Raw genomic sequence first — 17620 nt, forward strand, 5'->3', positions numbered from 1 at the left:
CTCTTCAGCCGATATAGTTAAGAATGATTGAAGGCACTTTTGGCCCGCGCACTCTACATCCATTGGCCCTATTGCATCGCCAAATGCCCCTATTGCGATTTCAACAGCCATGTCCGCAAGACCGCCGATATGGCGGAATGGAAGACAGCGTTGCTGGCGGATATGCGCCACGAATTCGACGGGACCGGGTCTGAGGAACGCCTCGCAAGTATCTTTTTCGGCGGCGGAACTCCGTCGCTGATGCCGCCGTCTCTCGTGGCAGATCTGCTGGGCGGGGCGGAGCGCCTGTGGGGCTTCGATCCGGCGATCGAGATCACGCTGGAGGCCAATCCGAGCAGCGTCGAGGCTGCGAAATTCGCCGATCTGGCAGCGGTCGGGGTCAATCGCGTGTCGCTGGGCGTGCAAAGCCTGCGCGATGAAGCGTTGCGTTTTCTCGGCCGGTTGCACGGAGTCGAGGAGGCACTGACCGCGCTCGAGCTGGCGCAGAGCCACTTTCAGCGCGTGTCGCTCGACCTGATCTATGCCCGGCCCGGACAGAGCATGGCCGATTGGCGCACCGAACTTGGCGAAGCACTGGCGCTCGGCACCGATCACATGTCGCTCTACCAGCTGACCATCGAACCCGCGACGCGCTTCGCGACCGATGTCCGCCGCGGGATGTTCGAGCCGCTCGACGATGACAATGCCGCCGACCTGTTCGCGCTGACCCGCGAGATGACCGTTGCCGCGGGCCTGCCCGCCTACGAGATCAGCAACCATGCCCGCCCCGGCGAGGAAAGCCGGCACAATCTGACCTATTGGCGCTACCAGGACTATATCGGGATCGGCCCGGGCGCGCATGGGCGGCGCGGTGACGTGGCCACGACCCGGCATCGCAAGCCCGAGAACTATATTGCCGCGGTGGCCGAGACGGGTCACGGGATCGCCGAAGCGCGCCCGCTCGACCGGAGCGAACAGGCAAGCGAAGCGCTGCTGATGGGTCTGCGTTTGGCCGAAGGCGTCGATCTGGCCGCCCTCGCCCGCCGGTTCGCTGTCCCGCCCACCGGATTGGTCGACCCTGCCAAGCTCGCGCTTTACCGCGACCTCGGGTTGGTGCGGACCGATGCCGACTGGATCGGCGTCACACCGCAGGGCATGCCGCTGCTCGATGCGCTGCTGGGCGAGCTGGTCCAGGCCGATCTCGTCGCTTCATGAGCCGGGCGGACCTGCTCGAAGCGTGGCACGGCCATCTCGCGCTCGGGCTGCGGCGTTCGCCGCATACGGTGCGCGCCTATGGCAAGGCCGCCGAGCGGCTGCTGACCCGGCTGGACCTGGCGGAATGGGACGATGTCGCCGAGCTGTCGACCGCGGCGCTGCGCACCCATCTCGCGTCACGCCGCGCCGACGGCCTGTCGAACGCCTCGACCGCACGCGAACTCTCCGCGCTCAAGGGGTTCATCGGTTTTGCGCGGACGCAGGCGGGGCACGCGGTATCCGACCCCCCGCGCCTGCGCGGCCCGCGGATCAAGAAAGGCCTCCCGCGGCCGGTCACCCCCGATGATGCATTGGGCTTGGCGGATACGGTCGAAGCGCTCGCCGCCGACGACTGGATCGGTGCGCGCGACCGCGCGGTGCTGCTGCTGCTCTATGGTGCGGGCATGCGGATTGCCGAGGCGCTGTCGCTGACCGCATCCGCGCTGCCGCTGGGCGAGCGGCTGACCGTGACCGGCAAGGGCGGCAAGCAGCGCGTCGTTCCCCTCATTCCCATCGTGCGCGAGGCGGTGGCGGACTATGCCGCGCGCTGCCCCTGGCCCCTTCCCGCGCAGGAGCCGCTGTTCCGCGGTGCCAAGGGCGGGCCGCTCGTACAAGGCGTCGTGCAGCGGACCACCGCCCGCGCGCGCAAGGCGCTGGGCCTGCCCGACAGCGCCACCCCCCATGCGCTGCGGCACAGCTTCGCCACGCATCTGCTGGGTGCGGGCGCAGATTTGCGCAGCCTGCAGGAATTGCTCGGCCATGCCAGCCTTGGGTCGACGCAGATCTATACCAAGGTCGATGCGGCCAGCCTGCTCGAAACCTATCGCAGCGCCCATCCGCGTGAACGGGACTAGCGTTCGGCGCGCGGTTTCCAGCTGACGACCCGCCACAAATAGCCGGCGAGCGTCAGCCCGAGCAGGCCAAGCGTGATCCAACCGAGCACTTCCTGGGATTCGGCGAGCCATACCGCCAGCCGCCGACCGCTTTCGACCAGCAACAGGTTCCAGATAAATGCCCCGGCAAAGGTAAAGCCGAGGAACCGCCAGAGGCCCATATGCGCGAGCCCTGCGGGGAGCGAGATCATCGTGCGGAAGACCGGGGTGAAGCGGAACACGAAGACCACCCAGGGGCCATGCCGCTGGAAGAAGCGCTGTGCGCGCTCGACGTCTTCCCATTCCATCGTCAGCCAGCGCGCCCAGCGGTTCACGAAGGGTTCGAGCCGGGTCCGCCCCCAATGGTCGCCGAGCCAGTACCAGACGTAATTGCCCGCGGTCGATCCGATGGTGCCGACGATCATCAGCGGCCAGAAATCGATCGTACCGCGCGATACCGCCACTCCGCCCAGCCCCATGATCACTTCGGACGGAATCGGCGGAAAGATGTTCTCGACCGCCATGAGCAGGAAAATGCCCAGCAGCCCGCCCTGCTCGATCGCGCGGATAATGAGTTCGTGCATGAAACCGTAACCAGCGGGCCCGCGAAGCGGTCCTAGAGCTCCGCGTGGCGGCGCTTGATCGCATCCCAGATCAGCCCGGCGGTGTCGGTGCCGTTGAACTGGTCGATCGCGACGATGCCCGTCGGCGAGGTGACGTTGATCTCGGTCAGCCACTTGCCGCCGATCACGTCGATCCCGACGAACACCAGCCCGCGGCGCTTCAATTCGGGGCCCATCGCGGCGCAGATCTCTTCCTCGCGCGCGGTCAGCGTCGTCGCCTCGGCATGGCCGCCCTGGGCAAGGTTCGAACGGAACTCACCTTCACCCGGGAAGCGGTTAATCGCCCCGGCAAATTCGCCGTCGACCAGCACGATACGCTTGTCGCCCTCGCTCACCTCGGGGAGGAAGGGCTGGACCATATGCGGTTCGGGCCAGGTCTGGTCGAAGACTTCCGACAGCGCCGACAGATTGGTCCCGTGCTTGTCGATACGGAAAATCGCCTTGCCGCCATTGCCGTGCAGCGGTTTGACCACGACCGAGCCGTGCTTCTTCTGGAATTCGCGCAGATCGTCGAGATGCCGCGCGACCAGCGTCGGCGGCATGTATTGCGCGTAGTCGAGCACGAACATCTTTTCCGGCGCGTTGACCACTTCGCGCGGATCGTTGGCCACCAGCGTGGTGCCCTTGAGCCGGTCGAGCAGCAGAGCAGAGCTGATATAGCCCAGGTGGAACGGCGGATCCTGCCGCATCAGCACCACGTCGATGTCGCGCGCAAGGTCGATCCGGCGCCGGTCGCCGGCGTGGAAATGGTCGCCCTCGACCCGCTGGACGGTGACGGGCGCGGCATGCGCGGTGATGCGGCCATGCGGGGTGCCGTCGCTTTCATAGGCGAGGGTCGCGACATCGTAGTGCCATACCTCGAACCCGCGCGCCTGCGCCGACAGCATCAGCGCAAAAGAGCTGTCGCCCGCGATATTGATGTTTTCGAGCGGGTCCATCTGGACGGCGACGCGTAGGGACATTCCTATTCCTCGTAGTCAGGCGAGCGGCGGGAAGAAGCGAAGATTACGGCTGCCAGGCATTGGGGATGTGGCGAGGGAAGCTGCCCGGTGCAAGCAGGATCACGTCGATCCGGATATCCTCGCCGTTTTCGGCATAGCGATGCGCCACCGCTTCCGCTGCCGCAGCGACGCGCGAAAGCCGGTATTCGTCGATCGCATGGTCGAGATCGGCGCGCTTGCGGCGCCATTTCACTTCGACGAACGCGACCACCCCGCCCCGCCTGGCGACCAGGTCGATTTCACCCGCGGGCGTCCTGACCCGCCGGTCGAGCACTTGCCAGCCCTTGGCGCGCAACCACACTGCTGCGCGTGTCTCGCCCTCGCGGCCGCTTTTCTCGGCCAGCTGGCGGGTCATTCGGAGCGCAGCGCCATGGCCCGCGCATACAGCGCCTTGCGGTCCATCCCGGTGGCCTTGGCGACCTGCCCCGCAGCCTGCGAAGCTTTCATCGTGCGCAGGGCGGCGACCAGCATGATCTCCGCCTCTTCCTCGCTTGCCACGCTTTCGGGCGGCGGGCCTATCAGCAGGACGATTTCGCCGCGCGGGGGATTGGCATCGAAATAGGCGCGCACGCCCGCGGGCAGGCCGCGGCGCATTTCTTCGTGCAGCTTGGTCAATTCTCGCGCCACCGCCACTTCGCGTTCGGGAAGAACCTCCTCGATCGCTGCCAGCGATTTCGCCAGGCGCGGCGCGGTTTCGTAGAAGATCAGCGTGCTATCGACCCCGGCCAGTTCCGCGAGCGTTTCGCGGCGGGCCTTGTCCTTGCTGGGCAGGAAACCGGCGAACAGGAAGCGGTCGTTGGGCAGGCCCGACAGCGCCAGCCCGGTCACGGCCGCGCAGGCCCCGGGCAGCGCGGTAACGGGAATGCCTTCCGCCCGGCAATCGTTGACCAGCCGGTAACCGGGATCGGAGACCATCGGGGTGCCCGCATCGCTGACCAGCGCCACTGCCCTGTCGCGCATGGAATCGACCAACCGGGTGCGGTCGCGATGTTCGCTGTGATCGTCATAGCGCCACATCGGCTTGGAGATGCCGAGATGCTTGAGCAGCTTGCCGGTGACCCGCGTATCCTCGCAGGCGACCCCGTCGCAGCGGCGCAACACATCGACCGCGCGCAGTGTGATATCCCCAAGGTTGCCGATCGGGGTGGCGACGATATAGAGCCCCGGTGTAAGGGAATCTTCGGAAGGGGTCGCATCAGTCACCCTTCCCCCATGAACCAATATTGAGGGACGCGGCAAGATGAAGCGCTGGACTTTCGACCGTCGGGCAATGGTAACCCTCGGGCTGGCAGCCCTGCTGGGCGCCTGCTCGGTCATTCCCAAGGCCCCCGAACGCGCGGGGCCGGTAACACCGACGCCTTCAGCCGAACCGACGCAGAGCCTGCCGACCGACGAGACGCGGCACCGGATCGCGCTGCTGGTCCCGATGTCGGGCCGCAACGGGCCGGTTGGCCAGTCGATCGCCAATGCCACCACCATGGCGCTGCTCGACACCAATGCCGGCAATCTGCGCATTACCACCTACGACACCGCCAAGGGTCCCGAAGCCGCGGCGCGGCAGGCGATCGCGGAAGGCAACAAGCTTATCCTCGGCCCCTTGCTCGGATCGAACATCCCTTCGGTCACCGCCCCGGCGCGTGCGGCGGATGTGCCGGTGATTTCCTTCTCCAACGATACCGGCGCCGCGGGGCCCGACGTGTTCATCATGGGCCACATCCCCGAACAGTCGATCACGCGCACGGTCCAGTATGCCCGCAGCCAGGGCGCGCAGAATTTCGCCATTATCGCCCCCGATGGGGAATATGGTTCGCGCGCGGAAGACGCGGTGCGGCGCGCTGTGGCAGCCTATGGCGGCGCGGTCGTGTGGACCGAACGCTTCGCCCGCGGCAACACCTCGATCGTCAGCGCGGCGGAACGGCTGAAAGCGCATGGCGGCTATGACACCGTGCTGGTCGCGGATGGCGCGCGCCTTGCGGCGCAGGCCGCTGGCGTGCTCAACCCGGGCGGCACCATGACCACCCGGCTGCTGGGCACCGAATTGTGGAGCGGCGAAGGGTCGGTCACGCGCGCATCTGCTCTGACGGGGGCGTGGTTCTCCGCCGTGTCGGACGATCGCTACAAGCGCTTTACCGACAGCTATGAGGCACGCTTCGGCAGCCAGCCCTATCGCATAGCGACGCTGGGTTATGACGCGGTTCTGCTGACCTTGCGCGTGGCGCGCGACTGGCGTCCGGGCCGCGATTTCCCCGCTGGCGCGCTGCGCAGCGAAGACGGCTTCCTCGGGCTCGACGGGGCTTTTCGCTTCGGGCGCAACGGGCTCGTCGAACGCGCCTTCGAAGTCCGCGAAGTGCGCGATGGCGCGGTTGTCGTGGTGGAGAATGCACCCAGCCGCTTCTGAGCAGGGCGGATAACCCCGCCGGCGCGCTTGTAGCGGCGGGAAACCGCACGATATAGCACCTGCATGTCCGACGATCTGTTCGAAAACACGCCGACCTCCAGCGGCGACTATGACGCTTCCTCGATCGAGGTCCTCGAAGGGCTCGAGCCGGTGCGGCGCCGCCCCGGCATGTATATCGGCGGGACCGACGACCGCGCGCTCCATCATCTGGTTGCCGAAGTGCTCGACAACTCGATGGACGAGGCGGTCGCGGGCCATGCCACGCGGATCGAGGTGCGGCTCGAGGAAGGCAACCGCATCACCATCGCGGATAACGGCCGCGGCATGCCGGTGGACGAGCATCCCAAGTTTCCGGGCAAGTCCACGCTCGAGGTCATCCTCTCCACGTTGCATTCGGGCGGCAAGTTCTCGGGCAAGGCCTACGCCACCAGCGGCGGCCTGCACGGTGTCGGCATCTCGGTGGTGAACGCGCTGTCGAGCGATACGCGGGTCGAAGTGGCGCGCGACAAGCAGCTGTTCGCGCAGAGCTTTGCCAAGGGGCAGACGCTTGGCCCGCTCGAACAACTCGGCCCGACGCCCAATCGCCGCGGCACCACGGTCAGCTTCGTCCCCGACACCGAAATTTTCGGCGACCGCCAGTTCAGCCCCAAGCGGTTGTTCAAACTGGCGCGGTCGAAGGCCTATCTCTTCGCCGGGGTCGAAATCCGCTGGAAATGCGCGGACAGCCTCGCGAGTGATGAGGTCCCCACCGAAGCGGTGTTCAAATTCCCCGGCGGCCTTGCCGATCATCTGGCCGAGCAGATCGGGTCGCGCGAATGCGTCACCGCGGAGCCCTTTGCCGGCAGCCAGGATTTTCCCGATGAGGCCGGGCGCGTCGAATGGGCGATTGCCTGGCCGCTCTATTCGGACGGTTCGACGAGCTGGTATTGCAACACCGTGCCGACGCCCGATGGCGGGACGCATGAGCAGGGCCTGCGCGCGGCGCTGACCAAGGGCCTGCGCGCTTTCGCCGAACTGACGGGGGTGAAAAAGGCGAAAGAACTGACTGCCGACGACGTGATGGTCGGCGCCGAGGTCATGCTCAGCGTCTTCATCCGCGATCCGCAGTTCCAGTCGCAGACCAAGGACCGGCTGACCTCGCCCGAAGCCGCGCGGCTCGTCGAGAATGCGGTGCGCGACCATTTCGACCATTTTCTCGCGGATAATATGGACCGCGGCAAGGCGCTGCTTGGCCAGGTGATGGAGCGGATGGACGAGCGGCTGCGCAGGAAGCAGGAACGCGAGATCAAGCGCAAGACCGCGACCAATGCCAAGAAGCTGCGCCTGCCGGGCAAGCTCACCGATTGTTCGGGCGAAGGCGAGGCGGAAACCGAACTGTTCATCGTCGAAGGCGATTCGGCGGGTGGCAGCGCCAAGCAGGCGCGCGCGCGCAAGAGCCAGGCGATCCTGCCGATCCGCGGCAAGATCCTCAACGTCGCCAGTGCCACCGCCGACAAGATCCGCGCAAATAGCGAAATCGCCGACCTCACGCTCGCCATGGGCTGCGGCACGCGCAAAGATTGCGACCCCGAGAACCTGCGCTACGACCGCATCATCATCATGACCGATGCCGATGTCGACGGCGCGCATATCGCGACGCTGCTGATGACGTTCTTCTTCCAGGAGATGACCGAGGTGGTGCGCGGCGGACACCTCTACCTCGCGCAGCCCCCGCTCTACCGCCTGACCGCGGGCAAGGAGAGCCGCTATGCCCGCGACGACGCGCACCGTGCCGAGCTTGAAGCCACCGTGTTCAAGGGCAAGAAGGTCGATGTCGGCCGCTTCAAGGGCCTGGGCGAGATGAACCCCGCACAGCTGCGCGAAACCACGATGAACCCGGCGACCCGCAGCCTCATCCGGATCACGCTCCCGCCCGAGTTCGAGGACCGCGCGAAGGTCAAGGAACTGGTCGACCAGCTGATGGGCCGCAATCCCGAACACCGGTTCAACTTCATCCAGAACAATGCCGGCGACATGGACCGCGAGATGATCGACGCGTGACGGCTGTGCCGAACGCCTTGGATCGATAGCGGTTGGGCTGTAGTGTCCCCCTGCACCGCGGGAGACAGCCGATGAACAGGATCGCCTTGGGACTGCTGACCGTGGCCGCCGGATTGCTCGGTGCGTGCAGCCTCCCCTCGCCCAGCCTGTCGCTGCTGGCGAGCGATTGCGGGGGCCAGTTCGGCGCACCGGGGGACGTCGCGCCAAGCGATGTCTTCTTCATGGCCAGCAATATGGCCGACTGCCGTGAGGATTCGCTCCAATTCGCCATCTTCCGCTCGGACGAGCTGTCCTACGGCTTCGTCACACCGTCCGACCACGGTGAAGAGCCATCGGACGCGCACCGCGCCAAGCTGCTGGCCGAAGACCAATGGCTGGCCGCGCTGAGCGACCAGATCGAGCAACCCGGGAACGAGAACCGCGTGCTGCTCTATATCCACGGCTACCGCAGCGATTTCGACGATGCGCTCGATCGCACGGTCACGGTGCGCAACCTCAATGCCTTTTCGGTCCCGACGGTGTCGGTGGTGTGGCCCTCTCGCAAACGCTATCTCAGCTATCTCTACGATGCGTCGAGCATCGCCTGGTCGCAGGGCTATATCGACAGCCTGCTGCTGACGCTGGTCGAGAAGAGCGACAACATCACGCTGGTGGCACACAGTATGGGAGGGCGCGCGCTGGTCGGGGCGATCGGGCGGCTCAATCTCGCCAAGCCCGACAAGGCCGGGCATGTGCACCGGCTGATCCTCGTGTCGCCCGATATCGACCGCCACCAGGTCCTGCGCGACGATGGTTCGATTACCGAACTGCTGAAGGGCGGGCGTTCGGTGACGATCTATTCCTCACAGGAAGACCTCGCGCTGCGAACCTCGCGCTCGCTCCACGGATACAGCCGGCTCGGCAGCTCGGATTGCAGCTATTCGGTCGACTATGCGGAGCGCCGCCTGGGCCGTGACGGCAATTGCCACCTCGGCCCGGACCTGCCGGGATTGAGCATGGTGGATACCTCGGCCGCGGTAGCCGAGGGCGGGCTGCGGCATGCCGACGTGTTCGATACCTGCGTCGGCCGTGCCGATCTGGCGGCGGTACTGAATGGCGAACCCACCCCGTGGCGCGAAACGGTGGCGCCGCGTGGGGGCCGCACGGGCTACCGCCTCACCCACGCATCCTACGCCGCGCAGCGGGACGACTGTCCCGCCTAGACCCCGGTGGTATGCACGTGGAGATCGCTTTCCAGCGTCCGGTGCACCGGGCACTTGTCGGCGATGGCGATGATCCGGCTGCGCTGGTCGTCGGAGAGCTTGTCGCCATGCAGTTCGATCCGGCGGACCAGCGCCTGCATCGGGCGCCCCTCCTCCATCGCCTCGACATGATCGCACTCTTCCTGGTGCTTGCGCTCATGCGTCACCTCGACCGTCGCCCCCTCGAGCGGCCAGCCCTTGCCATCGGCATACATCTTCATCGTCATCGCGGTGCAAGTGCCGAGCGCGGCGTTGAGCAGATCGTACGGCGTCGGCCCGCTGTCGTCGCCGCCATAGCTCTTGGGCTCGTCGGCGATGAAACGGTGGGTGCGGGTGTGGACCTCGGTGCCGAACTTGCCATGGCCGGTTTTCACCACGACGCCCTTGGCGGGCATCGGCCAGTCGTCGCGAAGCGGGAGATACCGGCTGGCCCAGGCGGCGATCATGCTGGCGGCAAAACGCGCATCGGCCTCGTCGAGCAGCAAATGGTCTGCGCCCTCGAGGCTGACGAAACTCTTGGGATGTTTGGCAGCGCGGAACAGCGCGCTGGCGTTCTCGATCCCGACGATCGCATCGGTGGGGGAATGGAGGAACAGCAGCGGGCGCTTCAGTCGCCCAACCTCCTCCAGCAGATCGATATTCTCGACCCGTTCGAGGAAATCGCGGCTGAGCGCGAAATCGCGTCCGCCGATCGTGACCTCGCCCTCGCCTTCCTTGCGAATCGCCTCGAGATCGCCGTCGATCCGCTGGAGCACATGCGGCACATCGCTGGGCGCGCCGATGGTGGCGATCGCGGCGACCTTGTCGAAACCCAGATCATCGGCCGCCGCCAGCACCGCCGCACCGCCGAGGCTGTGTCCGACCAGCAGGATCGGCTGCGCAAAACGCACCAGCAGTTCTTCCGCTGCCGCAACCAGATCGGCGACATCGGTGGCGAAACCCGCGCGCCCGAATTCGCCATCGCTCCCGCCCAGCCCGGTGAAGTCGAACCGCAGGCAGGCGATGCCTTCCTGCGCCAGCGCACGCGCCACGCTGACCGCCGCGCGGCTCTGCTTGGTGCAAGTGAAGCAATGCGCGAACAGCGCCGCCCCACGCACCAGCCCGGTGGGCAGTTCGAGCGAACCGGTCAGTTCGTGGCCTGCATCGGTGGCGATAGTGATCTTTTCGGTCGGCATGATTTCTTCCTCGCGTCTGAAGCGATAACGCACCCTTGCACGAGCGGTGCCCGGTCCCTAACGCTAACGTAAAGTTGCAAGGGAAAACCGATGACAGAACCGACCCGTTTTGAAGGCACGCAGGCCTATATCGCCACCGAAGACCTGAAGGTCGCAGTCAATGCAGCGGTCACGCTGCGGCGTCCGCTGCTGGTCAAGGGCGAACCGGGCACGGGCAAGACGGTTCTGGCGCACGAGATTTCCAAGGCGCTCGACGCGCCGCTGATCGAGTGGAACGTCAAATCGACCACCAAGGCGCAGCAGGGCCTGTATGAATATGACGCGGTGGCCCGCCTGCGCGACGGCCAGCTGGGCGACGAGCGCGTCCATGACATCTCGAACTACATCCGGCGCGGCAAATTGTGGGAGGCGTTCACCGCCGAACAGCTGCCCGTGCTGCTGATCGACGAGATCGACAAGGCCGACATCGAGTTTCCGAACGACCTGTTGCAGGAACTCGATCGCATGAGCTTCGATGTCTATGAGACGCATGAGCGGATCGAGGCGAAGGAACGCCCGATCGTGGTCATCACCTCGAACAACGAGAAGGAACTGCCCGACGCCTTCCTGCGCCGCTGCTTCTTCCACTATATCAAGTTCCCCGACACCGAGACGATGCGCGAGATCATCGAGGTGCACTTCCCCGGCATCCAGAAGACGCTGGTCACCAAGGCAATGGAAATCTTCTACGAAATCCGCGACGTGCCGGGCCTGAAGAAGAAGCCCTCGACCAGCGAGCTGCTCGACTGGCTCAAGCTGCTGCTCAATGAGGACATGCCGATCGAAGTGCTGCAGGATGCCAATCCCAACGCCGCGATCCCGCCGCTGCATGGCGCCTTGCTCAAGAACGAGCAGGACGTGATGATGTTCGAACGCCTCGCCTTCATGGCGCGCCGGCAGAGCTGACGCTCTCCTCCCAAAGGAACAACGAACAGGGGCGCGAACCACATTCGGTTCGCGCCCCTTTTTCATTATCCGCTCGCGGATTAGTCCAGGCTGTAGGCCAGTTCGAAATCGCCCCAGCGGCGGCCGTTGATGACCAGCGGCACATAGACATTGCGCACGACGAGATAGTTCTTGCCGTCGCCTTCTTGGCGATAGACCGCCATCATATAGGGTTCGGTCTGCGTCTTGGCGGTCTTGTCGATCGCGTAGAGCATGATGCGGCCATTGCGGCAGTGCTGCGTGTCATGCGCCAGATCGCCGGTCGGCGGGCGCGAATGTTCGCTGACATGTGTCGGCAGGAACCCGTTGGTGTCCGATTGCGAACACATGATCACCGGGCGGCCTTCGCTGCTCACCGCGTCATTGATCGGGCGCCAATTGGCATCGGCCCAATCGCTTAGCCCGGTACGGTAAAGCTGCGGGTTGGTGCCGGGTACCTCGCGGTAGTCGCGGTCGAACAATTGCTCCATGGTCAGCTCGCCCGCGGCGATCGCGGCTTCGGCCGCCGCGACGACCTGTGCGGCATGACCCTGCGCCTTCTCGACCATGACGCTGTCCTGCGGGGACAGGCCGGCCTTGACCAGCTTGTCGAACATGTCGCTGGCGATCAGTTCGAGCCCTTCCATCCGGTCATGCGCGGTCGCCAGCTTGTTCTCATTGTCGCTGACCGCGCCGTCGAAATCGCCGAGCACGTCCTGCACGCGGTGGACATGGTCCGAAATCTTGGCGGTGTTGCGCGCGATCAGATCCTGCTGGCCGTCGACCTCGGTCAGCAATTCGGTCACGCTGCGCATCGTATCCTCGATCGAGCCGACCGAATCCTTCGCATGGACACTTGCCTGGGCGCCGCTTTCGATCTTCTCAATTACCTGTTCGGCTTCATTGCCGAGCGTGTCGATGGTGCGGCCGATTTCCTCGGTCGCCTTGCGCGTTTCGCTGGCGAGCGTCTTCACTTCATTGGCGACCACCGCAAAGGTGCGGCCCTGCTCGCCCGCGCGCATCGCCTCGATCGTCGCATTGAGTGCAAGGATATTGGTGGTCTCGGCAATCTGGTCGATTTCCTGGCTCGACCGGCGCACCTGGTCCATCGCCGCGGCGAAACCGGTGACGTGCTGCGACAGCGTTTCGACGAGGCTGAGGAGGTTGCCGATTTCGTTCAGCGAATTGCTGATCAGCATCGACCCGTCGTTGAGCCGCTCGATCGCGCGTTCGGACAGCAGCCGGGCCTCGTCGCTGGCTTCGAGGACCTTGCGCTGGTCTTCATCGAGCGCGGTGACAGTGCCCTGCAGCTCGACATATTCGCTGCGCAGGTGACCGAAGGAATCGATGACCCCCTGGACGATCCCCGCCACGTCCGAACAGCCCACGGTTACCTTGCCGCAAGCTGCCGGTATCTGGTCCAGAGCCGACGCCCCCCTGGCATCGATCGCGCTGAGTTCCATTGCCTGTGTGACCCCCTTTTTGGTCTTGTTCTGCGTAGCTTACGCCGCGTTGGTTAGTGGGCAGTTAAAAAATACGCGCGATAAGTAACTGGTGCGGCGCAAACGCACGCGCTAGGCTGCCGGCCATGTTCTTCAATTTCGTCGACGAGCTTCGCTCTGCGGGCATTTCCGCAAGCTTCAAGGAACACCTCACGCTGATCGAGGCGCTCGACCGCGACGTGATCGAGCAATCGCCCGAGGCGTTCTATTATCTCAGCCGGGCGACCTTCGTGAAAGACGAAGGCCTGCTCGACCGGTTCGACCAGGTATTCCAGAAGGTCTTCAAGGGCATACTGACCGATTACGGCCAGAACCCGGTGGAGATTCCGGAGGATTGGCTAAAGTCGGTGGCGGAGAAATTCCTCTCCGAAGAAGAGATGGAAAAGATCAAGAGCCTGGGCGACTGGGACGAGATCATGGAGACGCTCAAGAAGCGCCTCGAGGAGCAGGAAAAGCGCCACCAGGGCGGCAACAAATGGATCGGCACCGGGGGAACCTCGCCCTTCGGCAATTCGGGCTACAATCCCGAAGGCGTGCGGATCGGCGGCGAAAGCAAGCACAAGCGTGCGGTGAAGGTGTGGGACAAGCGCGAGTTCAAGAACCTCGACAACACCAAGGAACTGGGCACGCGCAACATCAAGATGGCGCTGCGCCGCCTGCGCCGGTTTGCGCGCGAAGGTGCTGCCGACGAGCTCGACCTCGATGCAACGATCGACGGCACCGCCAAGCAGGGCTGGCTCGACATTCAGATGCGGCCCGAACGGCACAATGCGGTCAAGCTGTTGCTGTTCCTCGATGTCGGCGGGTCGATGGATCCGTTCATCAAGGTCACCGAGGAACTGTTCAGCGCGGCGACGGCGGAGTTCAAGAACCTCGAATTCTTCTACTTCCACAACTGCCTTTATGAAGGTGTGTGGAAGGACAACCGCCGCCGCTGGCAGGAACGCACCAAGACCTGGGACGTGCTTCACAAATACGGGCATGACTACAAGATCGTGTTCGTCGGCGACGCCGCGATGAGCCCCTACGAGATCACGCATCCGGGCGGCAGCGTCGAGCATATGAACGAGGAAGCGGGCGCAACCTGGATGCAGCGCGTGACCAATACCTATCCCGCGACCGTCTGGCTCAATCCGGTGCCCGAGAAGCAGTGGTCCTATTCGCAATCGACCAAGGTGATGAAGCAGCTGGTCAACGACCGGATGTATCCGCTGACGCTCGACGGGCTCGACGATGCGATGCGCGAGCTGAGCCGCAAGACCGGGGCCTGATTTGCGCCATTCGCGGTTCGCCGCGGTTCGCGCGCGGCTCGAAAGCTACGATCCGGGTTCCGGTTGGCGGCTGTGGCTGTACGAATTCCTGCTGTTCGGTTTCAAACAGGCCTGGGCGTGCCTGTTCGGCGGGATGCTGCTCCCGCTGCTGCTCGGCACGCATTTCTTCTATCCCGAAGATGCGCTGCTACATCGCTATGATTTCCTGACGCTGGCAGCGCTGGCGATCCAGGGGGCGATGCTGGCCTTCCGGCTCGAGACCTGGGCGGAGGCCAAGGTCATCCTGATCTTCCATGTCGTCGGCACGGTGATGGAGCTGTTCAAGACCGCCGCGGGATCGTGGATCTATCCCGAGGCAAGCGTGCTCCATATCGGCGCGGTGCCGCTGTTTTCGGGGTTCATGTACGCCGCGGTCGGCAGCTATATCGCGCGCGTCTGGCGGATCTTCGACTTTCGCTACAGCACCTATCCGCCGCGCTGGGCGACATGGGTTCTGGCGGGGGCGATCTACGTCAATTTCTTCGCGCATCACTGGTTGCCGGACATCCGCCTGGTGCTGTTCGCGGCAACCATCCTGCTCTTCGCACGCACGCGCGTTCACTTCCGCAACTGGCGCGTGCATCGCTGGATGCCGCTGCTGGTCGGATTCCTACTGGTGGCGCTGTTCATCTGGGGGGCGGAGAATATCGGCACCTTCGCGCAGGCCTGGACCTATCCCGGGCAGGAGCATGGCTGGCGCATGGTCAGCCCCGCCAAGCTCGGCAGCTGGTTCCTGCTGATGCTGATCAGCTTCGTGCTGGTCGAACTGGTCGCCCCGGTGCGCGAACCCGACTAGTCCTTCTGGTCGAGTTCCTCGTTGAGGCGTAGCGAACAGCGCCAGAAGAAGAACGCCGGCACCAGCCCGAGGAAGGTTGCACCGTAGAGCACGTAGCGCACGCTTTCCTCGCCATAGGCCGGTTGCAACAGGTCGGACATCATTCCGAAAAACAGCGGTCCGAGGCCAAGCCCGATGAGGTTCTGGAAGAACAGCAGCACCGCGGCCGCAATCGCACGGGCGCGCAGCGGCACCAGCCCCTGCACGCTCGAATAGGTCGGGCCGTAATAGAGCGAATTGCAGATCGTCGGCACGATCAGCAGGAACAGCGCCATCAGCCAGTTATCGCTCATGAAGGCGAACAAGGCGAAGGGAATGGTGACGACCATGCCCACCGCGGGGGCAGTGAGCACGTGGCGGCGGTTCTTCGAACCCCAGCGATCGGCGATATAGCCGCCGAGCACGGTCCCGGCGATGCCTGCTCCGCCATTGACCAAGCCGAACCACAGCCCGGTCTCGCCCGGGCTCAGCCCGTGGGTGCGCTGGAAGAAAATCGTGATCCAGGTCACCTTGCCATAGGCGAGGAAGGCGGCCGCCGAACCCGCCGCCACCAGCAGGATAAAAGCGCGCGAACTGAACATCGCCTTGAGCGCGGTCTTCATCGGCATCTGTTCGGTCGATTGCTGCGCCCCGCCCTGCATCATGCCGGTGCGGCGCGGGTCCTTCAGAAACATGAAAACGACCACTGCGAGCGCCAGCCCCGGCAGGCCCACGATCAGGAAGGCATTGCGCCAGCCCACCGAATCGGCAAGCAGCCCGCCGATCAGCATCCCCAGCAGCGTACCGATCGGAATACCGAGCGCGTAGAAGGCGAGCGCGGAGGATCGCTTGGCGGGTTCGACCATATCCGCGATCAGCGAATGCGCGGGCGGCGTGCAGCCGGCCTCCCCCACCCCGACCCCGATCCGCGCGAGCAGCAGCTGGACGAAGTTCTGCGCCAGGCCGCAGAGCGCGGTCATGGCGGACCAGATCGCCAGCGCCCCGCCGATCAGCCACGGCCGATTGGTCGTCGACCGGTCGGAGAAGCGCGCGATCGGCAAGCCGAGCACGGTATAGAACAGGGCGAAGGCCAGCCCCGTCATCAGGCCGATCTGCGTATCGCTCAGCCCCAGCTCGAGCCGGATCGGTTCGGCAAGGATATTGACGATCTGCCGATCGATGAAATTGAAGATGTAGACAATCAGCAGGATCCACAGGGTCACCCTGACCGATCCACCCGTTTGCCGTGCTGCCACAGTCGCCATTCAAACCTCTCCCGAAGCGCGGGTATGCCCGTCGCTTTGGGCCAAGCTCCCTTTCTTGGGGTAGTTCGTCAAGGCCGTTGGTCGAAAATCGAACAGACGGTTGGGGACTTGTCCGGTCGGCCCGCGCTATCCACGGCGGCGAACAGCGCGGCGATCTGCGCGTGTTCGATCGGCTCGAGTTCGGGGCGCCAGACATCGAACAGCAGGACGAGGCGGTCTTTGCCCGCATTGTTCCACGCCTCGTGCTCGATCGTATCGTCGAACGCGATGAGTTCTCCCTTCCGCCATTCGCGCTTTTGCGAACCCAGACGCAGCGCTCCATTGCCTGGGACGATTAGCGGGAGGTGGCAGATATAGCGCGGGTTGAGCATGCCGTGATGCGGCGGGATTTTCTTGCCCGCCTTGAGCAGCGAGAGCAGCAGCGTCGGCGCGCGATTGGAGATGGTGCAGACGGGCACTTCCCGAGTGATCGTCTGGTAGGCCACGGGAGCATGGGCAATATGCTCGGCAACCGGCTCGCCCTTCTCGATCAGATCGAGCGAACTCCAGTCGTCATTGCCAAGCATGCCGTGCATATCGCCCTGCGGCCGGTCGGCCTCGGCCTCGACATAGGGCTTGAACGTGCCCGATCCGGCCAACAGTTTGCGCGCTTCCTCGGCGATGTTCTCGGTGCGCGCCTCGACCGCCTCGCGCCACTCGAACTGGTGCGTATCGGCGAATTCGACATGCGGCAGGCCGGGGTAGTAATAGACATTCGGCATCGCCGGAAAGGAGCGCGATTCCGGCGCGCGCTGGGCTGCACCCACCATCATCGCCAGCGAGTTGGCGAAGCGTGGGTGCCAGTCCTGCTGCGGGTGCCCCGCCTCGGCCAGCGAGGTGACGAGATACCGCACGAATTGCTGCTGGATGTCCTGCATCGCCTGCGCCGCACGCGCCGCTTCGCGTCCGTCCGCCGGACGCCCGCTCTGCGCGACCGAGACCGCCATTCCGTAGAACGAACCGGCCGCGCGCAATTCGCCGCGAGCGTAATGATGGTCGCCCTTCGCCATGAGCGCTGGAAAATCATACTGATCCTGGGCCAGCCGGAAATTGGCTTGTGCGGGGGACATCCTCGGAGGCTGTATCACCGGCATAGTCAGTCCCACGTTGATCAGGTGAACAACTGTCACCCAGCGGGACACGA

Annotated in this window: 16 protein-coding genes; 8 read left to right on the top strand and 8 right to left on the bottom strand. The window is 64.8% G+C overall.

Going from position 1 to position 17620, the window contains the following annotated elements; genetic code table 11:
• Window positions 1-39 precede the first annotated feature (39 nt).
• Both hemW and V6B15_RS06180 read left to right on the top strand, forming a co-directional pair.
• Window positions 40-1194, top strand: a complete 1155-nt coding sequence (gene hemW / locus V6B15_RS06175; protein ID WP_334200444.1) for a radical SAM family heme chaperone HemW — start codon at window positions 40-42, stop codon at window positions 1192-1194.
• Entirely contained in the window at window positions 1191-2087 is an 897-nt protein-coding gene (locus V6B15_RS06180; protein ID WP_334200445.1) for a tyrosine recombinase XerC, read from the top strand. The genes hemW and V6B15_RS06180 overlap by 4 nt, the downstream gene beginning before the upstream one ends.
• On the opposite strand, the gene V6B15_RS06185 is transcribed toward V6B15_RS06180, so the two are convergent.
• The 4 genes from V6B15_RS06185 to rsmI are packed head-to-tail and all read right to left on the bottom strand — an operon-like array spanning window position 2084 to window position 4932.
• Window positions 2084-2689, bottom strand: coding sequence for a DedA family protein (locus V6B15_RS06185; RefSeq protein WP_253515658.1), 606 nt, complete (start codon window positions 2687-2689; stop codon window positions 2084-2086). The genes V6B15_RS06180 and V6B15_RS06185 overlap by 4 nt on opposite strands.
• Before the next feature lie 32 nt (window positions 2690-2721).
• The gene (gene gshB / locus V6B15_RS06190; RefSeq protein ID WP_334200446.1) at window positions 2722-3690 is read right to left on the bottom strand and encodes a glutathione synthase; all 969 of its coding nucleotides are present in this window, start codon (window positions 3688-3690) and stop codon (window positions 2722-2724) included.
• A 43-nt stretch (window positions 3691-3733) separates the two neighbouring features.
• Window positions 3734-4084: a YraN family protein gene (locus tag V6B15_RS06195; RefSeq protein WP_320180245.1), complete on the bottom strand. Its 351-nt coding sequence runs from the start codon at window positions 4082-4084 to the stop codon at window positions 3734-3736.
• On the bottom strand, window positions 4081-4932 hold the full coding sequence (gene rsmI, locus V6B15_RS06200) for a 16S rRNA (cytidine(1402)-2'-O)-methyltransferase (protein ID WP_334200447.1): 852 nt from the start codon (window positions 4930-4932) through the stop codon (window positions 4081-4083). Before rsmI ends, V6B15_RS06195 begins: the two co-directional genes overlap by 4 nt.
• A 37-nt stretch (window positions 4933-4969) precedes the next feature.
• Here rsmI and V6B15_RS06205 point away from each other — a divergent pair, with 37 nt between their 5' ends.
• The 3 genes from V6B15_RS06205 to V6B15_RS06215 all read left to right on the top strand — a co-directional run bounded on the left by V6B15_RS06205 (window position 4970) and on the right by V6B15_RS06215 (window position 9369).
• Entirely contained in the window at window positions 4970-6127 is a 1158-nt protein-coding gene (locus V6B15_RS06205) for a penicillin-binding protein activator (protein ID WP_334200448.1), read from the top strand.
• Window positions 6128-6190: 63 nt separating this feature from the next.
• The gene (gene parE, locus V6B15_RS06210; RefSeq protein ID WP_334200449.1) at window positions 6191-8167 is read left to right on the top strand and encodes a DNA topoisomerase IV subunit B; all 1977 of its coding nucleotides are present in this window, start codon (window positions 6191-6193) and stop codon (window positions 8165-8167) included.
• Between the two features lie 71 nt (window positions 8168-8238).
• Window positions 8239-9369, top strand: coding sequence for an alpha/beta hydrolase (locus V6B15_RS06215; protein ID WP_334200450.1), 1131 nt, complete (start codon window positions 8239-8241; stop codon window positions 9367-9369).
• Here V6B15_RS06215 and V6B15_RS06220 read toward each other — a convergent pair.
• On the bottom strand, window positions 9366-10583 hold the full coding sequence (locus V6B15_RS06220; RefSeq protein WP_334200451.1) for a bifunctional alpha/beta hydrolase/OsmC family protein: 1218 nt from the start codon (window positions 10581-10583) through the stop codon (window positions 9366-9368). The genes V6B15_RS06215 and V6B15_RS06220 overlap by 4 nt on opposite strands.
• Window positions 10584-10673: 90 nt before the next feature.
• Between V6B15_RS06220 and V6B15_RS06225 the strand changes: the two genes are divergently transcribed.
• Window positions 10674-11528 carry an AAA family ATPase gene (locus tag V6B15_RS06225; protein ID WP_253515678.1) on the top strand — a complete coding sequence of 285 codons (855 nt, stop codon included), beginning with the start codon at window positions 10674-10676 and terminating at the stop codon, window positions 11526-11528.
• An 80-nt stretch (window positions 11529-11608) separates the two neighbouring features.
• Here V6B15_RS06225 and V6B15_RS06230 read toward each other — a convergent pair whose 3' ends face one another.
• The gene (locus V6B15_RS06230; RefSeq protein ID WP_334200452.1) at window positions 11609-13009 is read right to left on the bottom strand and encodes a methyl-accepting chemotaxis protein; all 1401 of its coding nucleotides are present in this window, start codon (window positions 13007-13009) and stop codon (window positions 11609-11611) included.
• Window positions 13010-13134: 125 nt separating this feature from the next.
• Between V6B15_RS06230 and V6B15_RS06235 the strand changes: the two genes are divergently transcribed.
• Both V6B15_RS06235 and V6B15_RS06240 read left to right on the top strand, forming a co-directional pair.
• Window positions 13135-14319: a vWA domain-containing protein gene (locus V6B15_RS06235; RefSeq protein ID WP_334200453.1), complete on the top strand. Its 1185-nt coding sequence runs from the start codon at window positions 13135-13137 to the stop codon at window positions 14317-14319.
• Window position 14320: 1 nt separating this feature from the next.
• Complete coding sequence (locus V6B15_RS06240) at window positions 14321-15154, top strand: DUF817 domain-containing protein (protein WP_334200454.1); 834 nt, start codon at window positions 14321-14323, stop codon at window positions 15152-15154.
• On the opposite strand, the gene V6B15_RS06245 is transcribed toward V6B15_RS06240, so the two are convergent.
• Window positions 15151-16437 (bottom strand): spinster family MFS transporter, encoded by a 1287-nt coding sequence (locus V6B15_RS06245; protein WP_334200455.1) that lies wholly within the window; start codon window positions 16435-16437, stop codon window positions 15151-15153. The two genes, V6B15_RS06240 and V6B15_RS06245, sit on opposite strands and share 4 nt — an antisense overlap.
• Window positions 16438-16505: 68 nt before the next feature.
• Complete coding sequence (locus V6B15_RS06250; protein WP_334200456.1) at window positions 16506-17546, bottom strand: aspartyl/asparaginyl beta-hydroxylase domain-containing protein; 1041 nt, start codon at window positions 17544-17546, stop codon at window positions 16506-16508.
• Window positions 17547-17620: the final 74 nt, after the last annotated feature.

The organism is Qipengyuania sp. Mu-71 (genome assembly GCF_036867055.1).
GTDB lineage: Bacteria > Pseudomonadota > Alphaproteobacteria > Sphingomonadales > Sphingomonadaceae > Qipengyuania > Qipengyuania profunda.